Origin of the sequence: Escherichia sp. MOD1-EC6475 (assembly GCF_003046645.1) — a bacterium.
Taxonomy (GTDB): Bacteria; Pseudomonadota; Gammaproteobacteria; order Enterobacterales; family Enterobacteriaceae; genus Escherichia; species Escherichia ruysiae.
Genome location: NZ_PZKQ01000043.1, coordinates 17,541 through 36,066, shown reverse-complemented (window position 1 = coordinate 36,066; position 18,526 = coordinate 17,541). Strand labels below are relative to the sequence as shown.

Genomic DNA, 18,526 nt, shown 5'->3' with positions numbered 1-18,526 from the left:
TTAACGTACCTTCAGCGTTGCCAGACCAATCAGGACCAGCATCAGCGAAATAATCCAGAAACGCACAATGACGCGCGGTTCCGGCCAGCCTTTCAGTTCATAGTGGTGATGAATCGGCGCCATGCGGAAAATACGTTGCCCGCGCAGTTTAAAGGAGCCGACTTGCAAAATAACCGACAGGGTTTCGACGACAAACACGCCGCCCATAATCACCAGCAGGAATTCCTGACGCAGCAGTACGGCGATAATGCCCAACGCGCCGCCTAACGCCAGCGAACCAACATCGCCCATAAAGACCTGTGCCGGATAGGTGTTAAACCACAGGAATCCCAGCCCTGCCCCGACTATCGCGGTGCAGACAATGACCAGTTCCCCTGCATGTCGCAGATACGGTATGTGTAAATAGCTGGCAAAGTTCATGTTGCCGGTCGCCCACGCCACCAGCGCAAAACCACCAGCGACAAATACGGTCGGCATAATCGCCAGGCCATCAAGACCATCGGTCAGGTTTACCGCGTTACCGGTGCCGACAATAACGAAGTAGGCCAGCAGGATGTAGAACAAACCTAACTGCGGCATCACATCTTTAAAGAACGGTACAACCAGTTGCGTTGCTGGCGTGTCTTTCCCGGCAAGATACAAAGCAAAAGCAACACCCAGCGCAATGACCGACATCCAGAAATACTTCCAACGTGCGATCAACCCTTTGGTGTCTTTGCGCACGACTTTGCGATAGTCATCAACGAAGCCAATGATGCCGTAGCCGACCAGCACTACCAGTACGCACCAGACATACGGGTTAGACGGGTAAGCCCACAGCAGTACGGAGATCACAATCGCTGTCAGGATCATAATCCCGCCCATGGTCGGCGTACCGCGCTTGCTAAAGTGCGATTCCGGGCCATCGTTACGCACCACCTGACCAAAGGAGAGTTTTTGCAGATGAGCAATCATGCGCGGCCCCATCCACAATGAGATGAACAGCGCGGTCAGCAGGCTGACGATGGCGCGAAACGTCAGATAGGAAAAGACGTTAAAGCCGGAATAATATTTGACCAAATGTTCGGCCAGCCAAACTAACATGTCCCATTCTCCTGTAAAGCGCGTACTACCTCTTCCATGGCAGCACTACGTGAACCCTTAACTAAAATCGTAATTACCTGTTGCTCAGCAATCAGTGATTTAAGACGCGTAATTAACGCAGTTTTATCAGCAAAATGTTCGCCAACGTCGCTGGCGGTGCTGATAGCATGGCTTTGTTTACCCACGCTTAACACGCGGTCAATACCAGCAGCTTTTGCCGCTTCGCCCACCTGTACATGGCAGGCTTCGCTTTCAGCGCCCAGTTCCGCCATATCGCCAACGACCAGCACACGGTAGCCCGGCATCTCAGCCAGAACCTGAACAGCGGCGGTCATGGAGCCGACGTTAGCGTTGTAGGAGTCGTCGAGCAGCAACTGGTTTTCCGCCAGTTGGATGGGGAACAAACGGCCAGCAACAGCCTGTAGATTTGCCAGCCCTGCTTTGATGGCATCAAGCGTTGCGCCCACGGACATGGAGAGCGCCGCAGCAGCCAATGCATTCGCAATATTGTGACGCCCCGGCAGCGGCAGCAGGACATCGACGCTACCCGTTGGAGTTTGCAGCGTAAATTCAGTACCGTGCGAGGTCACATGAATATTGGTGGCGGTAAAATCACTGTTGGCGGCATTGGGTGAGAAACGCCACACTTTGCGATTGCCAATCACGCTTTGCCAGTTCAACCAGTCGTTATTGTCGGCATTCATAATGGCGATACCGTTTTCCGGCAGGCCGGTAAAGATTTCGCCTTTCGCTTTTGCCACGCCCGCCAAAGAACCGAAGCCTTCCAGATGCGCCGCCGCCAGGTTGTTGACCAGCGCGGCTTCCGGGCGGGTCAGGCTTACTGTCCAGGCAATTTCGCCCTGATGGTTCGCACCAAGTTCAATGACTGCGTAGTCGTATTCTGGCGTTAAGCGCAACAGCGTCATCGGTACACCGATGTCGTTGTTGAGATTGCCTGCCGTATAAAGCGTGTTGCCGCACTGGCTTAAAATCGCCGCCGTCATCTCTTTAACGGAGGTTTTGCCGGAGGACCCCGTCAGAGCAACCACGCGCGCCGGAACTTGCTGGCGAACCCATGCAGCCAGTTCACCAAACGCCAGACGCGTATCCTTGACGATTAACTGCGGCAGGTCGATGTCCAGCGGACGGCTGACCAGTAGTGCGCCTGCGCCGCCAGCTTTCACCTGGTCGGCAAAATCATGAGCATCGAAACGTTCGCCTTTCAGGGCAACAAACAAGCAGCCCGGCGTGAGTTTACGGGTATCAGTGGTTACGGCATCAAGGGTGATATCTGTCCCTTGCAGTTCACCGTTGAGAATGTTCGCCAGTTGGCTAAGAGTTACGCTAATCATGCGATCACCCCCAGCAGACGCGCCACCGTGACACGATCGGAGTAGTCCAGACGCTGGTTGCCAACAATCTGGTAATCTTCATGGCCTTTGCCCGCGACCAGCACCACATCATTCTCTTTAGCCTGCATAACGGCGCAAGTCACCGCTTCAGCGCGGCCTTCCATCACTTTGGCATGTCCGGCGTCTAACATTCCCGCCAGAATATCGTTGATGATGGCGCGCGGTTCTTCGGTACGCGGGTTATCGTCCGTCACCACCGCCACGTCAGCAAACTCTTCGGCAATTGCGCCCATCAGTGGACGCTTGCCTTTATCACGATCGCCGCCACAGCCAAAGACGCACCACAGCTTGCCCGCACAGTGCAGCCGCGCCGCCTGTAAGGCTTTTTCCAGTGCATCCGGCGTATGCGCGTAATCCACCACCACCGTCGGTTTGCCTGGTGCAGTGAACACTTCCATACGTCCGCAAACCGGTTGCAGACGCGCGGCGGTTTTCAACAGTTCAGTCAATGGATAGCCAAGTGCCAGCAGTGTCGCCAGCGCCAGCAGCAAGTTACTGACGTTAAAAGCGCCCATCAGATGGCTTTCAATTTCGCCATCGCCCCAACTTGAGCTAAAGCGAATCGTCGCACCGCTGTCGTGATAGTTCACGTCGATCGCTTTTAACCAGCGTCCGTGACAGTTCGGATTGATATGATCTTCCATTGATACCGCAACCGCGTCCGGCAGTTTTGCCAGCCAGCGGCGGCCCACTTCATCGTCGGCGTTAATAATCGCCTGACCGCAATGATGCTCAGAATAAAGCAGCCATTTCGCGGCTTCGTAGTGTTCCATATCACCATGATAATCAAGGTGATCGCGGCTTAAGTTGGTAAAGACCGACGCCGCAAATTTCAATGCCGCCACACGGTGCTGTACCAGCCCGTGGGAGGAAACTTCCATTGCGCAAAACGTCGCGCCCTGATCCACCAGCCCCGCCAGCTCATGCTGAACATCGACTGCCGAACCGGTAGTATTTTCTGTCGGGATCACTTTCCCCAGCAGGCCGTTACCAACAGTGCCCATTACCGCGCTGGTTTCGCCAAGCAGTTGGCTCCACTGCGCCAGAAGCTGGGTAGTCGTGGTTTTGCCGTTGGTGCCCGTTACGCCCACGAGACGTAAATTGTCAGAGGGTTCATGGTAAAAGCGGCCCGCCAGTGCAGATAAACGCTCATTGAGCTGGCTGAGATAGATGACCGGTACGCCGTGCATTTCACGGATTTCACCGTCGGTCGCCTCATCTTTCGCCTCTGCAATAATGGCAGCCACACCTTGCGCTATCGCCTGCGGGATATATCGACGCCCGTCCGCCTGATGACCTACTACAGCTACAAAGAGATCGCCCGCCGCAGCCACACGGCTGTCGAGTGTCATCTCTCGCAGTGCTCGCGAAGGTGCGTCTGGCACCCACGGAGCAAGAAGGTCGCGCAAATTACGATCTGCCACCTGTCCCCTCGCCTTGATTAATCACAAATTCATTTTTATCACCCGTTGTCAGCGCATCCGGCTCGATGTTCATGGTGCGCAATACGCCGCCCATGATGGCACCAAAGACCGGCGCGGAAACAGCGCCACCGTAGTATTTACCCGCCTGCGGATCGTTGATAACAACAACCAGCGCGAAGCGCGGCTGACTCGCAGGCGCAACGCCTGCGGTATAAGCAATATATTTATTGATGTAGCGACCGTCCGGCCCGACCTTTTTCGCAGTACCAGTTTTAATAGCGATACGATAGCCTTTAATCGCCGCCTTCACGCCGCCGCCGCCCGGTAGCGCCACGCTTTCCATCATATGCACCACGGTGCGGACAATGGATTCCGGGAAGACTCGTTCACCGGGAACCGGGGGGTCAACTTTGGTAATCGACAGCGGGCGATAAATGCCGTAGCTGCCGATAGTTGCGTAGACTCGCGCTAACTGTAACGGTGTTACCATTAGCCCGTAGCCGAAAGAGAAGGTGGCCCTCTCTATGTCAGACCACCGTTGTTTTTGAGGATATAAGCCACTGCGTTCTCCGACCAACCCCAAATTGGTCGCTTTTCCCAGTCCAAAACGTGAGTAAGTATCTACTAACGCTGAGGACGGCATCGCTAACGCCAGCTTGGAAACACCGACGTTACTCGACTTCTGTAATACCCCGGTCAGGGTTAATTCGCTGTAGCGCGCCACGTCTTTGATTTCGTGGCCGTTAATTCGATAAGGAACGGTATTCAGTACTGAGTTTTCTCGCACCACGCCGCGCTGCAACGCGGTCATCACCACCATCGGCTTGACGGTTGAACCTGGTTCAAAGACGTCGGTGATGGTACGGTTACGCATCGCCTCTTTTGGCGTGCCACTCAGATTGTTTGGGTTGTATGACGGGCTGTTAGCCATCGCCAGCACTTCGCCAGTGTTGACATCCACCAGCACGGCACTACCGGATTCCGCCTTGTTAAAGGCCACCGCGTTGTTCAGTTCGCGATAAACCAGCGCCTGCAGGCGTTCATCAATACTCAGCGCAAGGTTGTGCGCCGCCTGGCTGTCGGTAGAAGAAATATCTTCAATTACGCGACCGTAGCGGTCTTTACGCACAATACGTTCACCCGGTTGCCCGGTAAGCCATTTATCGAAACTCTTCTCGACACCCTCAATCCCCTGGCTATCGACGTTGGTAAAGCCGATGAGGTGAGCGGTCACTTCGCCGGACGGATAGTAACGGCGAGACTCTTCACGCAGATGAATCCCCGGCAGTTTCAGTTTTTTGATGTAGTCCGCCATGTCAGGGTTTACCTGACGCGCCAGATAAATAAAGCGTCCTTTCGGGTTGGCGTTAATGCGGGCTGAGAGCTGATCCAGCGGAATGTTAAGCGCGTTAGCCAGCGCCTTCCAGCGGTCACCGACGCTGATACCGCCAGCGTCATGCACTTCTTTTGGGTCAGCCCAGATCGCTTTTACCGGCACACTTACTGCTAATGGGCGACCAGAGCGGTCAGTAATCATGCCGCGTGAGGTGGATACTTGTTGAACGCGAAGAGAACGCATGTCGCCCTCTTTCACCAACATATCCGGGGAGATAACCTGTAACCACGCTACGCGCCCGAGCAGAAAAGCCAGCGCCAGTAAAATACAGCCGCATAACAACGCAAAACGCCAACTGATAAAGTTGGCATGTTCTTCCTGACGTTTTGGTTTCTGCGTTTTCGCCGCTGCTTTCATGCGTCGCGTTTATCCTTATTTTTGCACTACGATATTTTCTTGTGATGGATCGACATGCTGCATTTGCAGCTTCTCCGTAGCGATCCTTTCCACCCGGCTATGGTCGCCGAGCGCGTTCTCTTCAAGAATCAGGTTGCGCCATTCAATGTCTAAAGCGTCTCGCTCCAGCACCAGTTGTTCGCGCTGAGCGGTCAGCAAACGGGTATGGTGTGCTGTGGTCACCACAGTCACCGCCGTCAAAATAATGCAAATGAACAGGCAGAGTGGCAGCTTCCCAAATCGCAAAAGATCGTCACCGATGACGCCAGGCAAGGCATGGCGCTCGTGGCTTCCCATCGATCCTTTAACTTTGCTTAGAGCTTCTGTCACTCTGCTGATCATGCGTTCGTCCTCTCTGCAATACGCAGAACTGAACTACGGGCACGAGGGTTCTCTGCCACCTCTTCTTCGCCCGGCATCAACTTGCCTAATGCTCGCAACTGACGGCCACCCAGTTTTTTGAGCTGCTCTTCAGTCATCGGTAATCCTGCCGGAACTTGCGGACCACGACTGTTTTCACGCATAAAGCGTTTCACAATACGGTCTTCCAGCGAATGAAAACTGATGATCGAAAGCCGCCCACCTGGCGCCAACACGTTGAGCGAGCTTTTTAGCGCCTGCTCTATCTCCTCCAGTTCACTGTTTACCCAGATGCGCACCGCCTGGAAGGTACGGGTCGCAGGATGTTTGAATTTGTCCTTCACCGGCGTTGCGGCAGCAACGACTCCCGCCAGTTCTTTGGTACGGGTCATCGGCTGTTCACGGTTACGCTCGGCAATGGCGCGCGCAATGCGTTTAGCGAAACGCTCCTCGCCATACGTTTTTAATACCCAGGCGATATCGGCTTCTTCGGCAGTTTGTAGCCATTCAGCAGCGGATTGACCGCGCGTCGGATCCATACGCATGTCCAGCGGGCCATCGCGCATAAAGGAAAAACCGCGTTCAGCATCATCGAGTTGCGGTGAAGAGACGCCAAGATCGAGGAGAATGCCATCAATCTTGCCGATAAGATCACGCTCGGCGACGTATTCGCCCAGCGCGGAGAAAGGTCCATGTATGATGGAGAAGCGCGGATCATCAATAGTCTTCGCAACGGCAATAGCCTGCGGGTCGCGATCGATCGCCAGCAAACGCCCCTCTTCGCCAAGCTGCGAGAGGATCAGACGTGAGTGACCACCGCGACCAAAAGTTCCATCAATGTAGATACCGTCAGGACGGATATTGAGGCCATTTACGGCTTCATCCAACAGCACCGTAGTATGTTTATAGTTTTCCATCATTTTATAGAGACAAGTCCTGCAGCCGCTCCGATAAGTTTTCGGTAGCCAACTGTTCTGCGTCGATATCTTCCCTGACTTGTTGATGCCAGGTTGTTTCATCCCACAGCTCAAACTTATTGAACTGTCCAACCAACATCACTTCTTTTGTCAGCCCGGCATGTTGCCGCAGTACTGGCGCGATTAACAATCGACCTGCGCCATCCATCTGACATTCGCTGGCATGACCTAACAGAAGGCGCTGCACACGGCGCTCAACCGGGTTCATGCTCGACAGACGCGATAATTTTTGCTCGATAATTTCCCATTCAGGAAGGGGGTAAAGCAGCAGACATGGGTGATGAATGTCAATGGTACACACCATTTGACCGGCAGCGTTCTCGAGCAGCTCTTCCCGATAACGGGTGGGCACCGATAAGCGCCCTTTACTGTCGAGATTGACTAACGTTGCTCCCCGGAACATGCCAGTCTTCCCCCAATTACCACTTTATCCCACAAATTCCCACTAAAAGGAGTTTACGGAGCGGAGGAAAAGCTTGTCAAGCCAGGAACATTCCTTACCGAAGCAAAAAACCCGATGTTTACGACTAATATCTGCATTGTTTAAAAATCGCCCAACGAACGAAGCAAATTAACGTTATGAATAGTTGTAAGAAAAAATCCCACTCATCATTACCGTTTTAAAAACGACTTCTTTTTCCTTAATGAAAATATAAAGTGTCAGTTTGCGACGCGAGCGGCATTTTAGGACATATCGCCCCCGGATAACAGTCCCTGTTGCGCACGCGCCATGCCTGACGCCAGCGACTTTGCGTAAAAGATTAGAAAAGTGTTTGTTTAATCGGCAATTGCCGATTTGCATGTAACAAAATAATGCAATCGCAATCCATCGTTACGACTTAATTATCATTAAGCACATCGAATGAAGTTAATTGGTGAGATATTTAGAAGGTCTTATGGATAATAGTCAGGAATAGTCTTATTTACATAAAGGATATTGATGTCCAATTACGTACTCAATGCGCCAGCCGCAATCAACCAGCGCATCATTTTTTGTTTAACGTTTAGCTACGGCTGAGGACGCCGCGACGATAGAGATTTCGTTTGATGCGCGTTAAACCTGGTTTTGGCTTACGCGGCTCGTCCAGACTCGCCAGGACAATCTCCAGCACGCGCTCAGCGACATCCCGATGACGCTGAGCCACTGCCAGCACAGGACATTGTAAGAAGTCGAGCAATTCGTTATCGCCAAAGGTGGCAATCGCCAGATCGGAAGGCAGTTTACCATCGCGACGCAGCGTGACATCCATCACTCCCTGCAACAATGCAAAAGAGGTAGTGAACAGCGCCTGCGGCATCGGATGCGTTTCCAGCCATTTTTCGAATAACTGGGCAGCAGCTTCCCGCTCATAGCTATTGGCATAAAGGAAATGCACTTCGCGCGGATCATCTTTCCAGGCAGTACGGAAACCCTGCTCACGCAGGAAGCTGACAGAAAGCTCCGGCAGCGCGCCAAGATAAAGTACCGTTTCGGCCGGAAACTTACGTAACTCTTCCGCCAACATTTCAGCATCATCCTGGTCGGCACCAACCACGCTGGTGAAATGTTCACGATCGAGGGCGCGATCCAGCGCGACAATCGGGAACGGGTCATTAGCCCAGCGTTGATAGAAAGGATGCTCTGGCGGCAGCGAAGTCGAAACAATGATGGCATCGACCTGACGTTGTAAAAGATGCTCAATACAACGCATTTCGTTGTCTGGCTGATCTTCGGAACAAGCAATGAGTAGCTGATAACCGCGTTGACGCGCCTGGCGTTCAAGATAGTTAGCAATGCGGGTATAACTTGTGTTCTCAAGATCGGGGATAACAAGACCAATAGAACGTGTGCGTCCAGCACGAAGCCCAGCCGCCACGGCATTCGGGTGGTAATTGTGCTCACGTACCACTGCCATGACTTTCTCAACGGTTTTGTCGCTCACACGGTATTGCTTCGCTTTGCCGTTAATAACATAGCTTGCAGTGGTCCGCGACACTCCCGCCAGCCGAGCGATTTCATCCAGTTTCACAATTGCCCCTTGCGTAAAATGTAAAAACCATAACCATTGTACTGGTATGGATTAAATTCATTAACATCTAAGCGCAGAAAATTAACTGCGGCAACTGCTTTTATTCCAGGTTCCTACTAAATTCGCAAAAAAAGCCCAACGTGGCTTATTGGGCTGCAAATTGCGCATTGAGATCATTCTCAACGCATTATTTTATCGCCGCGCGAAAGACCGACGACGCCAGAGCGGGCAACTTCAACAATTTTCGCCACATCGCGAATCGATGCTAAAAATGCGTCGAGTTTATCGCTGGTGCCTGCCAGTTGAACGGTATAAAGCGAAGGCGTGACATCAATGATTTGCCCACGAAATATTTCCGTATTGCGTTTCACTTCGTCACGTCCATAGCCGCTGGCCTGAATTTTCACCAGCATAATCTCCCGCTCAACGTGCGCACCCTGCCCCAGCTCGCTCACGCGCAACACATCGACCAGCTTGTGTAATTGCTTTTCGATCTGCTCAAGCACTTTTTCATCGCCCACGGTCTGGATAGTCATGCGCGATAATGTCGGATCGTCGGTTGGCGCAACGGTCAGGCTTTCAATGTTATAGCCACGCTGGGCAAAAAGGCCGATCACGCGGGATAACGCGCCTGATTCATTTTCGAGTAATACTGATAATATCCGGCGCATAATCAGGTTCTCTCCGTTTTGCTTAACCACATTTCATCCATTCCGCCCCCGCGAATCTGCATCGGATAAACGTGCTCACTGCCATCGACGGTGACATCAACAAATACCAGGCGATTATTTCGTACCTGTTCCAGCGCCTCGCCAAGTTTACTTTCCAGCTCATCCGGGCGCGAAATCTGGATACCAACATGACCATAGGCTTCTGCCAGACGGACGAAATCTGGCAGAGATTGCATATAAGATTGTGAATGACGGCCGGAATAGATCATGTCCTGCCACTGTTTCACCATCCCCAGATAGCGGTTATTAAGATTCACCACCAACACCGGAAGCTCGTATTGCAAGGCAGTAGACAGTTCCTGAATGTTCATCTGAATACTGCCGTCGCCAGTAACGCAGACCACAGTTTCTTCCGGCAACGCCATTTTGACGCCCAGCGCCGCAGGTAAACCAAACCCCATGGTGCCGAGGCCACCGGAGTTGATCCAGCGACGCGGTTTGTCGAAAGGATAATAAAGTGCGGCGAACATCTGGTGCTGCCCGACGTCGGACGTAACGTAAGCGTCCCCCTTCGTCAGTCGCCAGAGCGTCTCTATCACCGCCTGCGGTTTAATCTTTTCGCTCTGAGTGTCGTATTTCAGGCACTGGCGAGCGCGCCACTGTTCAATTTTCTGCCACCAGTCACGGATTTCATCCAACGGTTGGTGAGCCGTTTCTTGTGCCAGCAACTCCAGCATTTGATCCAACACCAGCCGCGCATCGCCAACGATCGGGATGTCGGCAGTCACGGTTTTTGAGATAGAGGTTGGATCGATATCAATATGTAACACCGTCGCATTTGGGCAGTACTTTGCCAGATTGTTAGTAGTGCGATCATCAAAGCGTACGCCAACCGCAAAAATGACATCGGCATTATGCATTGTCATATTGGCTTCGTAAGTGCCGTGCATTCCCAGCATTCCCAGCGCCTGACGATGCGTTGCCGGAAACGCGCCTAATCCCATTAATGATGAGACGACAGGAAGATTAAGTTGCTCAATAATCTGTTTGAGTTGTTGATGGCAACCCGCTGTCACCGCGCCCCCCCCCACGTAAACGACCGGTTTTTTCGCCGCCGCCAGCGTTTGTAGTGCGCGTTTAATCTGCCCTTTATGACCCAACGTTGTCGGGTTATACGAACGCATACTGACCGATTCCGGCCAGACGTAAGGTAATTTGTTCGCCGGATTAAGAATATCTTTCGGTAAATCAACTACTACCGGCCCAGGGCGACCACTTGCTGCCAGCCAGAAAGCCTTTTTCAGCACCTGTGGAATGTCTTCCGTTTGCTTAACCAGAAAACTGTGTTTAACCACCGGCCGGGAAATTCCCACCATGTCACACTCCTGAAAGGCATCGTAACCTATCAGCGAGGTTGCGACCTGCCCGGAAAGGATAACCAGCGGAATAGAGTCCATATAGGCGGTGGCGATACCGGTAATTGCGTTGGTGGCTCCAGGACCCGATGTCACCAGCACAACGCCCACTTCTCCGGTCGCGCGCGCCAGGCCATCGGCCATATGTACCGCTGCCTGCTCATGACGAACTAATACGTGATCAATACCGCCCACGGTATGCAATGCATCGTAAATATCAAGGACCGCGCCTCCGGGATAACCGAATACTTGCTTAACGCCCTGATCGATAAGCGATCGGACGACCATCTCGGCTCCAGACAACATCTCCATGGCTTGCCTCACTGTTTGGCGGAAAAAATGTGTAAAACACATTAACCGTCCGATCTTGCTTAAGCAATTGACAAGCTGATTCACAAGCGTGAAGAAATAAGAATAAACAGGAGGAAAGGAGAAAATAAACGATAAAATAATCCAGAATGGCGGACAGAATTGATAATAAATCGGTCAAATTCGACCAGTTACAGCAATTTCTCTATTTTTTTATTATTTCTAAAATCAGGGCAAACATGTATTCAGAATAAAATTCTACATTTAATAAAAAATGCAGAATAAACCAGAATTACGCGCCTGATTTATTCTGCATTTGCTTAACGTTTACAAATAGAGACTAATTGCTCTTCCATCCATTGATGGCCTTTATCGCGCCCGGCAGCTTCATGCCAGGAGAGATAACAGGTTCTGCTGTTTTGTTTTAACGGCAGCGGTAATACCTGTAACTCTAAGGATTCAGCGAACTCTTCAGCCAGCCAACGAGGCGCAATAGCAACCAGATGCGTTTGCGACACCACGCTAAGGACGCTCATCATTGCCATTCCCTGATAAGCGATACTGCCTTGTTTATCTACTGTGTCGTACCACGGTTGACTAAACGACGCGAAACGATCAAGCGAAACCGCCGCATGTTGTTCGTTATAAACGTCATGTTTCAGTAATGGGCCTTTAATAGTCGGATGGTTCTTGCTGGCTACCAGTACCATTTCATCTTTAAATAATGGCACGCTGGTAAATTCAGGACGATGGAAGTCTTCATAACTAATAACGAACTCCGTTTCCTGATAACGTAGCTGATGTTCGGTGTTCTGGTTTAATGAAGACTTGAATATCACATGAATATTTGGCGCGATTTGCTCAATGTGATTATAAATCTGCGAGGTCAGAATGCTATCTAACGGGCTGCAAACGCAAAGATGGAATACACGTTCGCTGCTGGCCGGCTCAAAACCTGAACCGGGTAATTCGTTTTGCACTAATTGCAGCGCCTGACGTACAGAGCCAAAAAGTTGAAAAGCGCGGGCAGTCGGTTGGATACCACGCCCATAACGAACAAACAGTTCGTCATTAAACATCACCTTCAGGCGTGCAACAGCGTTACTGACCGCTGGTTGCGACATACCCAGAACATGCGCGGCACGGGTAATGTTCTGCTCCTGCATCACGGCATCGAAAACGGTTAATAAGTTTAGATCGACCATGCGTAGCTGTGGCTTGCTTAACTCCGCAATTTCTGGATGATCTGTTTTTACCTCTGACATAGTTAACTCCACTGTCACACTTAACTCCCTTTCCCTTATTGGAATGCAGAGAAATAATCCTGAAAAATATGATTTACCATGCATATAAAATAAGAAAAAGAAAAATGCGTAAAATTAGGAAAACATAAAGATACGGGTTCTGATAAAAACAGAATCCATTGCCGTGCGAAGAGTCATTCACCACAGCATAATAATCCATAATGTTTTTGTTGCGAAAACAATCTAATCATAACTCCCGCGAATACTCAATCATCCAAAAAATGGATTAAACGTGCGTATTTAATAATTAATTTATATATTTGATGTATTAACCCTTAACATTAATCGATCAATAATATTCATAAAATCAATATCAAAACATTCACTCAAAATATAACTCAATAAAAATCATCAGGATAGACAGGGTAAAGAATAAATTTCCCTCCTTTTACCTCATTGATTAAATGCCATAAATTATTCTGAAGTATGTCCACCAATGAAAGGTATGTGTGGTTAAGCAGAAATTAATATCGACTGTTTAAACCCGCGCAGCACAATTAGCTAATTCAACTCATGCAGAACTCATGCTGGCGGGACGTTTTTGTTGCATCAGGGTTGACATCCGTTTTTGTATCCAGTAACTCTAAAAGCATATCGCATTCATCTGGAGCTGATTTAATGACTCACATCGTTCGCTTTATCGGTCTACTACTACTAAACGCATCTTCTTTGCGCGGTAGACGAGTGAGCGGCATTCAGCATTAAGCCAGCACGCAGTCAAACAAAAAACCCGCGCCATTGCGCGGGTTTTTTTATGCCCGAAGCGAGGCGCTCTAAAAGAGACAAGGACCCAAACCATGAGCCAGCAAGTCATTATTTTCGATACCACATTGCGCGACGGTGAACAGGCGTTACAGGCAAGCTTGAGTGTGAAAGAAAAACTGCAAATTGCGCTGGGTCTTGAGCGTATGGGGGTCGACGTGATGGAAGTCGGTTTTCCCGTCTCTTCGCCGGGCGATTTTGAATCAGTGCAAACCATCGCCCGCCAGGTCAAAAACAGCCGCGTATGTGCGTTAGCCCGCTGCGTGGAAAAAGATATCGACGTAGCGGCCGAATCTCTGAAAGTCGCCGAAGCCTTCCGTATTCATACCTTTATTGCCACCTCCCCAATGCACATCGCCACCAAGCTGCGCAGCACGCTGGATGAGGTGATCGAACGCGCCATCTATATGGTGAAACGCGCACGCAATTACACCGATGATGTTGAATTTTCTTGCGAAGATGCCGGACGCACACCGATTGCCGACCTGGCGCGAGTGGTCGAAGCGGCGATTAACGCCGGTGCCACCACCATCAACATTCCGGATACCGTGGGCTACACCATGCCGTTTGAGTTCGCCGGAATCATCAGCGGCCTGTATGAACGCGTACCCAACATCGATAAAGCCATTATTTCCGTACATACCCACGATGATTTGGGTCTGGCGGTCGGCAACTCACTGGCGGCGGTACATGCCGGCGCGCGGCAGGTAGAAGGCGCGATGAACGGGATCGGCGAGCGTGCCGGTAACTGTTCGCTGGAAGAAGTGATCATGGCTATCAAGGTACGTAAGGATATCCTCAACGTCCACACCGCCATTAATCACCAGGAAATATGGCGCACCAGCCAGTTAGTTAGCCAGATTTGTAATATGCCGATTCCGGCAAACAAAGCCATTGTCGGCAGCGGTGCGTTCGCGCACTCCTCCGGCATTCACCAGGATGGTGTGCTGAAAAATCGCGAAAATTACGAAATCATGACACCAGAATCTATTGGTCTGAACCAAATCCAGTTGAATTTGACCTCTCGTTCCGGTCGTGCGGCGGTGAAACACCGCATGGATGAGATGGGATATAAAGAAAGTGAATATAATTTAGACAACCTGTACGACGCGTTTCTGAAGCTGGCAGATAAGAAAGGTCAGGTGTTTGATTACGACCTGGAGGCGCTGGCCTTCATCGGTAAACAGCAAGAAGAACCGGAGCATTTCCGTCTGGATTACTTCAGCGTGCAGTCTGGTTCTAACGATATCGCCACCGCTGCTGTCAAACTGGTCTGTGGTGAGGAAGTAAAAGCGGAAGCCGCCAACGGTAACGGTCCGGTCGATGCCGTCTACCAGGCAATTAACCGCATCACTGACTATAACGTCGAACTGGTGAAATACAGCCTGACCGCCAAAGGCCACGGTAAAGATGCGCTGGGTCAGGTGGATATTGTTGCCAACTACAATGGTCGCCGCTTCCACGGCGTCGGCCTGGCTACCGATATTGTCGAGTCCTCCGCCAAAGCGATGGTACACGTGCTGAACAATATCTGGCGCGCCGCAGAAGTCGAAAAAGAGTTGCAACGCAAAGCTCAACACAACGAAAACAACAAGGAAACCGTGTGATGTCGAAGAATTACCATATTGCCGTATTGCCCGGAGATGGGATCGGGCCGGAAGTGATGACCCAGGCGCTGAAAGTGCTGGACGCCGTGCGTAACCGCTTTGCGATGCGCATCACCACCAGCCATTACGATGTAGGCGGCGCAGCCATTGATAACCACGGGCAGCCGCTGCCACCTGCGACGGTTGAAGGTTGTGAGCAAGCCGATGCTGTGCTGTTTGGCTCAGTTGGAGGCCCGAAGTGGGAACATTTACCACCAGACCAGCAACCAGAACGCGGCGCGCTGTTGCCTTTGCGTAAGCACTTCAAATTATTCAGCAACCTGCGTCCGGCAAAACTGTATCAGGGGCTGGAAGCGTTCTGCCCGCTGCGCGCAGACATTGCCGCTAACGGCTTCGACATCCTGTGTGTACGCGAACTGACTGGCGGCATCTATTTCGGTCAGCCCAAAGGCCGCGAAGGTAGCGGACAATATGAAAAAGCGTTTGATACCGAGGTGTATCACCGTTTTGAGATCGAACGCATTGCCCGCATCGCGTTTGAATCTGCCCGCAAGCGTCGCCACAAAGTCACCTCAATCGACAAAGCCAACGTGCTGCAATCTTCTATTTTATGGCGAGAGATCGTTAACGAGATCGCCATTGAATATCCGGATGTCGAACTGGCGCATATGTACATCGACAACGCCACCATGCAACTGATTAAAGATCCATCGCAGTTTGACGTTCTGCTGTGCTCCAACCTGTTTGGCGACATTCTTTCTGATGAATGCGCAATGATCACTGGCTCGATGGGCATGTTGCCTTCCGCCAGCCTGAACGAGCAAGGTTTTGGACTGTATGAACCGGCGGGCGGCTCGGCACCAGATATCGCAGGCAAAAATATCGCCAACCCGATTGCGCAAATTCTGTCGCTGGCGCTGCTGCTGCGCTACAGCCTGGATGCCGATGATGCGGCTTCCGCCATTGAACGCGCCATTAACCGCGCATTAGAAGAAGGCATTCGCACCGGAGATTTAGCCCGTGGCGCTGCCGCCGTAAGTACCGATGAAATGGGCGATATCATTGCCCGCTATGTGGCTGAAGGGGTGTAATCATGGCTAAGACGTTATACGAAAAATTGTTCGACGCTCACGTAGTCTACGAAGCCGAAAACGAAACCCCGCTGTTATATATCGACCGCCATCTGGTACACGAAGTGACCTCACCGCAGGCGTTCGATGGTCTGCGCGCCCACGGTCGCCCGGTGCGTCAGCCGGGTAAAACCTTCGCCACCATGGATCACAACGTCTCTACCCAGACCAAAGACATTAATGCCTGCGGAGAAATGGCGCGCATCCAGATGCAGGAGCTGATCAAAAACTGCAAAGAATTTGGCGTCGAGCTGTATGACCTGAATCACCCGTATCAAGGGATCGTCCACGTGATGGGACCAGAACAGGGCGTGACGTTACCAGGAATGACCATTGTTTGCGGTGACTCTCATACCGCCACTCACGGTGCGTTTGGCGCACTGGCCTTTGGTATCGGCACTTCCGAAGTTGAACACGTACTGGCAACGCAAACCCTGAAACAGGGACGCGCAAAGACCATGAAAATTGAAGTCCAGGGCAAAGCCGCACCAGGCATTACCGCAAAAGATATCGTACTGGCGATTATCGGTAAAACTGGCAGCGCAGGCGGCACCGGGCATGTGGTGGAATTTTGCGGCGAAGCGATCCGCAATTTGAGCATGGAAGGTCGTATGACCCTGTGTAATATGGCAATCGAAATGGGCGCGAAAGCCGGTCTGGTTGCACCAGACGAAACCACCTTTAACTATGTCAAAGGCCGTCTTCATGCGCCGAAGGGCAAAGATTTCGACGACGCCGTTGCCTACTGGAAAACCCTGCAAACCGACGAAGGTGCAACTTTCGATACCGTTGTTACTTTACAGGCAGAAGAGATCGCCCCGCAGGTGACCTGGGGAACTAACCCAGGACAGGTGATCTCCGTTAACGAGAATATCCCTGATCCCGCTTCATTTGCCGATCCGGTTGAACGCGCGTCGGCAGAAAAAGCACTGGCCTATATGGGGCTGAAACCGGGTATTCCGCTGACTGAAGTCGCTATCGACAAAGTGTTTATTGGTTCCTGCACCAACTCGCGCATTGAAGATTTACGCGCGGCAGCGGAAATCGCCAAAGGCCGGAAAGTCGCGCCAGGCGTACAGGCGCTGGTGGTTCCCGGCTCCGGTCCGGTAAAAGCCCAGGCAGAAGCAGAAGGTCTGGACAAAATCTTTATTGAAGCCGGTTTTGAATGGCGCTTGCCTGGCTGCTCAATGTGTCTGGCGATGAACAACGATCGTCTGAATCCGGGCGAACGTTGTGCCTCCACCAGCAACCGTAACTTTGAAGGCCGCCAGGGGCGCGGCGGGCGTACGCATCTGGTCAGCCCGGCAATGGCTGCCGCCGCTGCTGTTACTGGTCATTTTGCCGATATCCGCAACATTAAATAAGGAGCACACCATGGCAGAGAAATTTATCAAACACACAGGCCTGGTGGTTCCGCTGGATGCCGCCAATGTCGACACAGATGCAATCATCCCGAAACAGTTTTTGCAGAAAGTGACGCGCACTGGTTTTGGCGCGCATCTGTTTAACGACTGGCGTTTTCTCGATGAAAAAGGCCAACAGCCAAACCCGGATTTCGTGCTGAACTTCCCGCAATATCAGGGCGCATCCATTTTACTGACGCGGGAAAACTTCGGCTGCGGTTCCTCGCGTGAGCACGCGCCGTGGGCGTTGACTGATTACGGTTTTAAAGTGGTGATTGCGCCGAGTTTCGCCGATATATTTTACGGCAACAGCTTTAATAACCAGTTGCTGCCGGTGAAATTAAGCGATGCGGAAGTGGATGAGCTGTTTGCGTTGGTGCAAGCCAATCCGGGGATTCACTTCGATGTGGATCTGGAAGCTCAAGAAGTGAAAGCGGGTGATAAAACTTATCGCTTTGCTATTGATGCCTTCCGCCGCCACTGCATGATGAATGGTCTGGACAGCATCGGTCTGACACTGCAGCACGGCGACGCCATCGCGTCTTATGAAGAGAAGCAACCGGCGTTTATGCGTTAGTTTGTACTCCGTCCGCACTCAATCGTCAAAAAGAAAAAAGCCAGCAGGTATTCACTGCTGGCGTGGCGATTAACACCAATACTCAGTCACACATGATGTCTGCAAATCAGTAGTCAAAGTAACTCCCCTCCCACGGTATCCGTTCTTCAGGCATGGCTAAACGTTGTAGAACGCTTAACCCGCAAAGCCAGCACATCTTCTCTGTCACGATAAAATAGTGCCGATAAAACTGACGCATGGGATACCTCATTGCTTCATCGTTAAGAATTATTGACTTAATATAGGGAAAAT

The 18,526-nt window shown here is 51.5% G+C and carries 18 protein-coding genes; 5 read left to right on the top strand and 13 right to left on the bottom strand.

Features of this window, described 5'->3' with window-relative positions; genetic code table 11:
- The 12 genes from mraY to leuO form a co-directional block, all read right to left on the bottom strand.
- Nucleotides 1–1,083: a phospho-N-acetylmuramoyl-pentapeptide-transferase gene (gene mraY / locus A7589_RS14120; protein ID WP_000964122.1), complete on the bottom strand. Its 1,083-nt coding sequence runs from the start codon at nt 1,081–1,083 to the stop codon at nt 1–3.
- Nucleotides 1,077–2,435 carry a UDP-N-acetylmuramoyl-tripeptide--D-alanyl-D-alanine ligase gene (gene murF, locus A7589_RS14115; RefSeq protein WP_108188897.1) on the bottom strand — a complete coding sequence of 453 codons (1,359 nt, stop codon included), beginning with the start codon at nt 2,433–2,435 and terminating at the stop codon, nt 1,077–1,079. Before murF ends, mraY begins: the two co-directional genes overlap by 7 nt.
- On the bottom strand, nt 2,432–3,919 hold the full coding sequence (murE, locus tag A7589_RS14110) for a UDP-N-acetylmuramoyl-L-alanyl-D-glutamate--2,6-diaminopimelate ligase (RefSeq protein ID WP_000785113.1): 1,488 nt from the start codon (nt 3,917–3,919) through the stop codon (nt 2,432–2,434). Before murE ends, murF begins: the two co-directional genes overlap by 4 nt.
- A complete protein-coding gene (gene ftsI, locus A7589_RS14105; protein ID WP_000642204.1) occupies nt 3,906–5,672 on the bottom strand; it encodes a peptidoglycan glycosyltransferase FtsI in 1,767 nt (588 codons plus the stop codon). Before ftsI ends, murE begins: the two co-directional genes overlap by 14 nt.
- A 15-nt stretch (nt 5,673–5,687) precedes the next feature.
- Complete coding sequence (gene ftsL, locus A7589_RS14100; protein WP_000625658.1) at nt 5,688–6,053, bottom strand: cell division protein FtsL; 366 nt, start codon at nt 6,051–6,053, stop codon at nt 5,688–5,690.
- Nucleotides 6,050–6,991 (bottom strand): 16S rRNA (cytosine(1402)-N(4))-methyltransferase RsmH, encoded by a 942-nt coding sequence (gene rsmH, locus A7589_RS14095; protein WP_108188896.1) that lies wholly within the window; start codon nt 6,989–6,991, stop codon nt 6,050–6,052. Before rsmH ends, ftsL begins: the two co-directional genes overlap by 4 nt.
- A 1-nt stretch (nt 6,992) precedes the next feature.
- The gene (mraZ, locus tag A7589_RS14090) at nt 6,993–7,451 is read right to left on the bottom strand and encodes a division/cell wall cluster transcriptional repressor MraZ (RefSeq protein ID WP_000488286.1); all 459 of its coding nucleotides are present in this window, start codon (nt 7,449–7,451) and stop codon (nt 6,993–6,995) included.
- Between the two features lie 601 nt (nt 7,452–8,052).
- Nucleotides 8,053–9,057: a catabolite repressor/activator gene (gene cra / locus A7589_RS14085; protein WP_000762401.1), complete on the bottom strand. Its 1,005-nt coding sequence runs from the start codon at nt 9,055–9,057 to the stop codon at nt 8,053–8,055.
- 81 nt (nt 9,058–9,138) lie between these two features.
- On the bottom strand, nt 9,139–9,225 hold the full coding sequence (locus A7589_RS22845; protein ID WP_032147791.1) for a hypothetical protein: 87 nt from the start codon (nt 9,223–9,225) through the stop codon (nt 9,139–9,141).
- Nucleotides 9,226–9,236: 11 nt separating this feature from the next.
- A complete protein-coding gene (ilvN, locus tag A7589_RS14080; RefSeq protein WP_010355142.1) occupies nt 9,237–9,728 on the bottom strand; it encodes an acetolactate synthase small subunit in 492 nt (163 codons plus the stop codon).
- 2 nt (nt 9,729–9,730) lie between these two features.
- Complete coding sequence (gene ilvI / locus A7589_RS14075) at nt 9,731–11,455, bottom strand: acetolactate synthase 3 large subunit (RefSeq protein WP_000425628.1); 1,725 nt, start codon at nt 11,453–11,455, stop codon at nt 9,731–9,733.
- A gap of 317 nt (nt 11,456–11,772) precedes the next feature.
- Nucleotides 11,773–12,717, bottom strand: coding sequence for a transcriptional regulator LeuO (leuO, locus tag A7589_RS14070; protein WP_010355140.1), 945 nt, complete (start codon nt 12,715–12,717; stop codon nt 11,773–11,775).
- A 657-nt stretch (nt 12,718–13,374) separates the two neighbouring features.
- Here leuO and leuL point away from each other — a divergent pair.
- The 5 genes from leuL to leuD all read left to right on the top strand — a co-directional run bounded on the left by leuL (nt 13,375) and on the right by leuD (nt 18,235).
- The gene (gene leuL, locus A7589_RS14065) at nt 13,375–13,461 is read left to right on the top strand and encodes a leu operon leader peptide (protein ID WP_001300467.1); all 87 of its coding nucleotides are present in this window, start codon (nt 13,375–13,377) and stop codon (nt 13,459–13,461) included.
- Nucleotides 13,462–13,553: 92 nt separating this feature from the next.
- Nucleotides 13,554–15,125 carry a 2-isopropylmalate synthase gene (gene leuA, locus A7589_RS14060; protein ID WP_000082870.1) on the top strand — a complete coding sequence of 524 codons (1,572 nt, stop codon included), beginning with the start codon at nt 13,554–13,556 and terminating at the stop codon, nt 15,123–15,125.
- The gene (gene leuB, locus A7589_RS14055; RefSeq protein WP_000042349.1) at nt 15,125–16,216 is read left to right on the top strand and encodes a 3-isopropylmalate dehydrogenase; all 1,092 of its coding nucleotides are present in this window, start codon (nt 15,125–15,127) and stop codon (nt 16,214–16,216) included. Before leuA ends, leuB begins: the two co-directional genes overlap by 1 nt.
- Nucleotides 16,217–16,218: 2 nt before the next feature.
- The gene (gene leuC / locus A7589_RS14050) at nt 16,219–17,619 is read left to right on the top strand and encodes a 3-isopropylmalate dehydratase large subunit (protein ID WP_001140670.1); all 1,401 of its coding nucleotides are present in this window, start codon (nt 16,219–16,221) and stop codon (nt 17,617–17,619) included.
- Between the two features lie 10 nt (nt 17,620–17,629).
- Nucleotides 17,630–18,235 (top strand): 3-isopropylmalate dehydratase small subunit, encoded by a 606-nt coding sequence (leuD, locus tag A7589_RS14045; RefSeq protein WP_000818245.1) that lies wholly within the window; start codon nt 17,630–17,632, stop codon nt 18,233–18,235.
- A 106-nt stretch (nt 18,236–18,341) separates the two neighbouring features.
- On the opposite strand, the gene sgrT is transcribed toward leuD, so the two are convergent.
- On the bottom strand, nt 18,342–18,473 hold the full coding sequence (gene sgrT / locus A7589_RS23310) for a glucose uptake inhibitor SgrT (protein ID WP_001248775.1): 132 nt from the start codon (nt 18,471–18,473) through the stop codon (nt 18,342–18,344).
- Nucleotides 18,474–18,526: the final 53 nt, after the last annotated feature.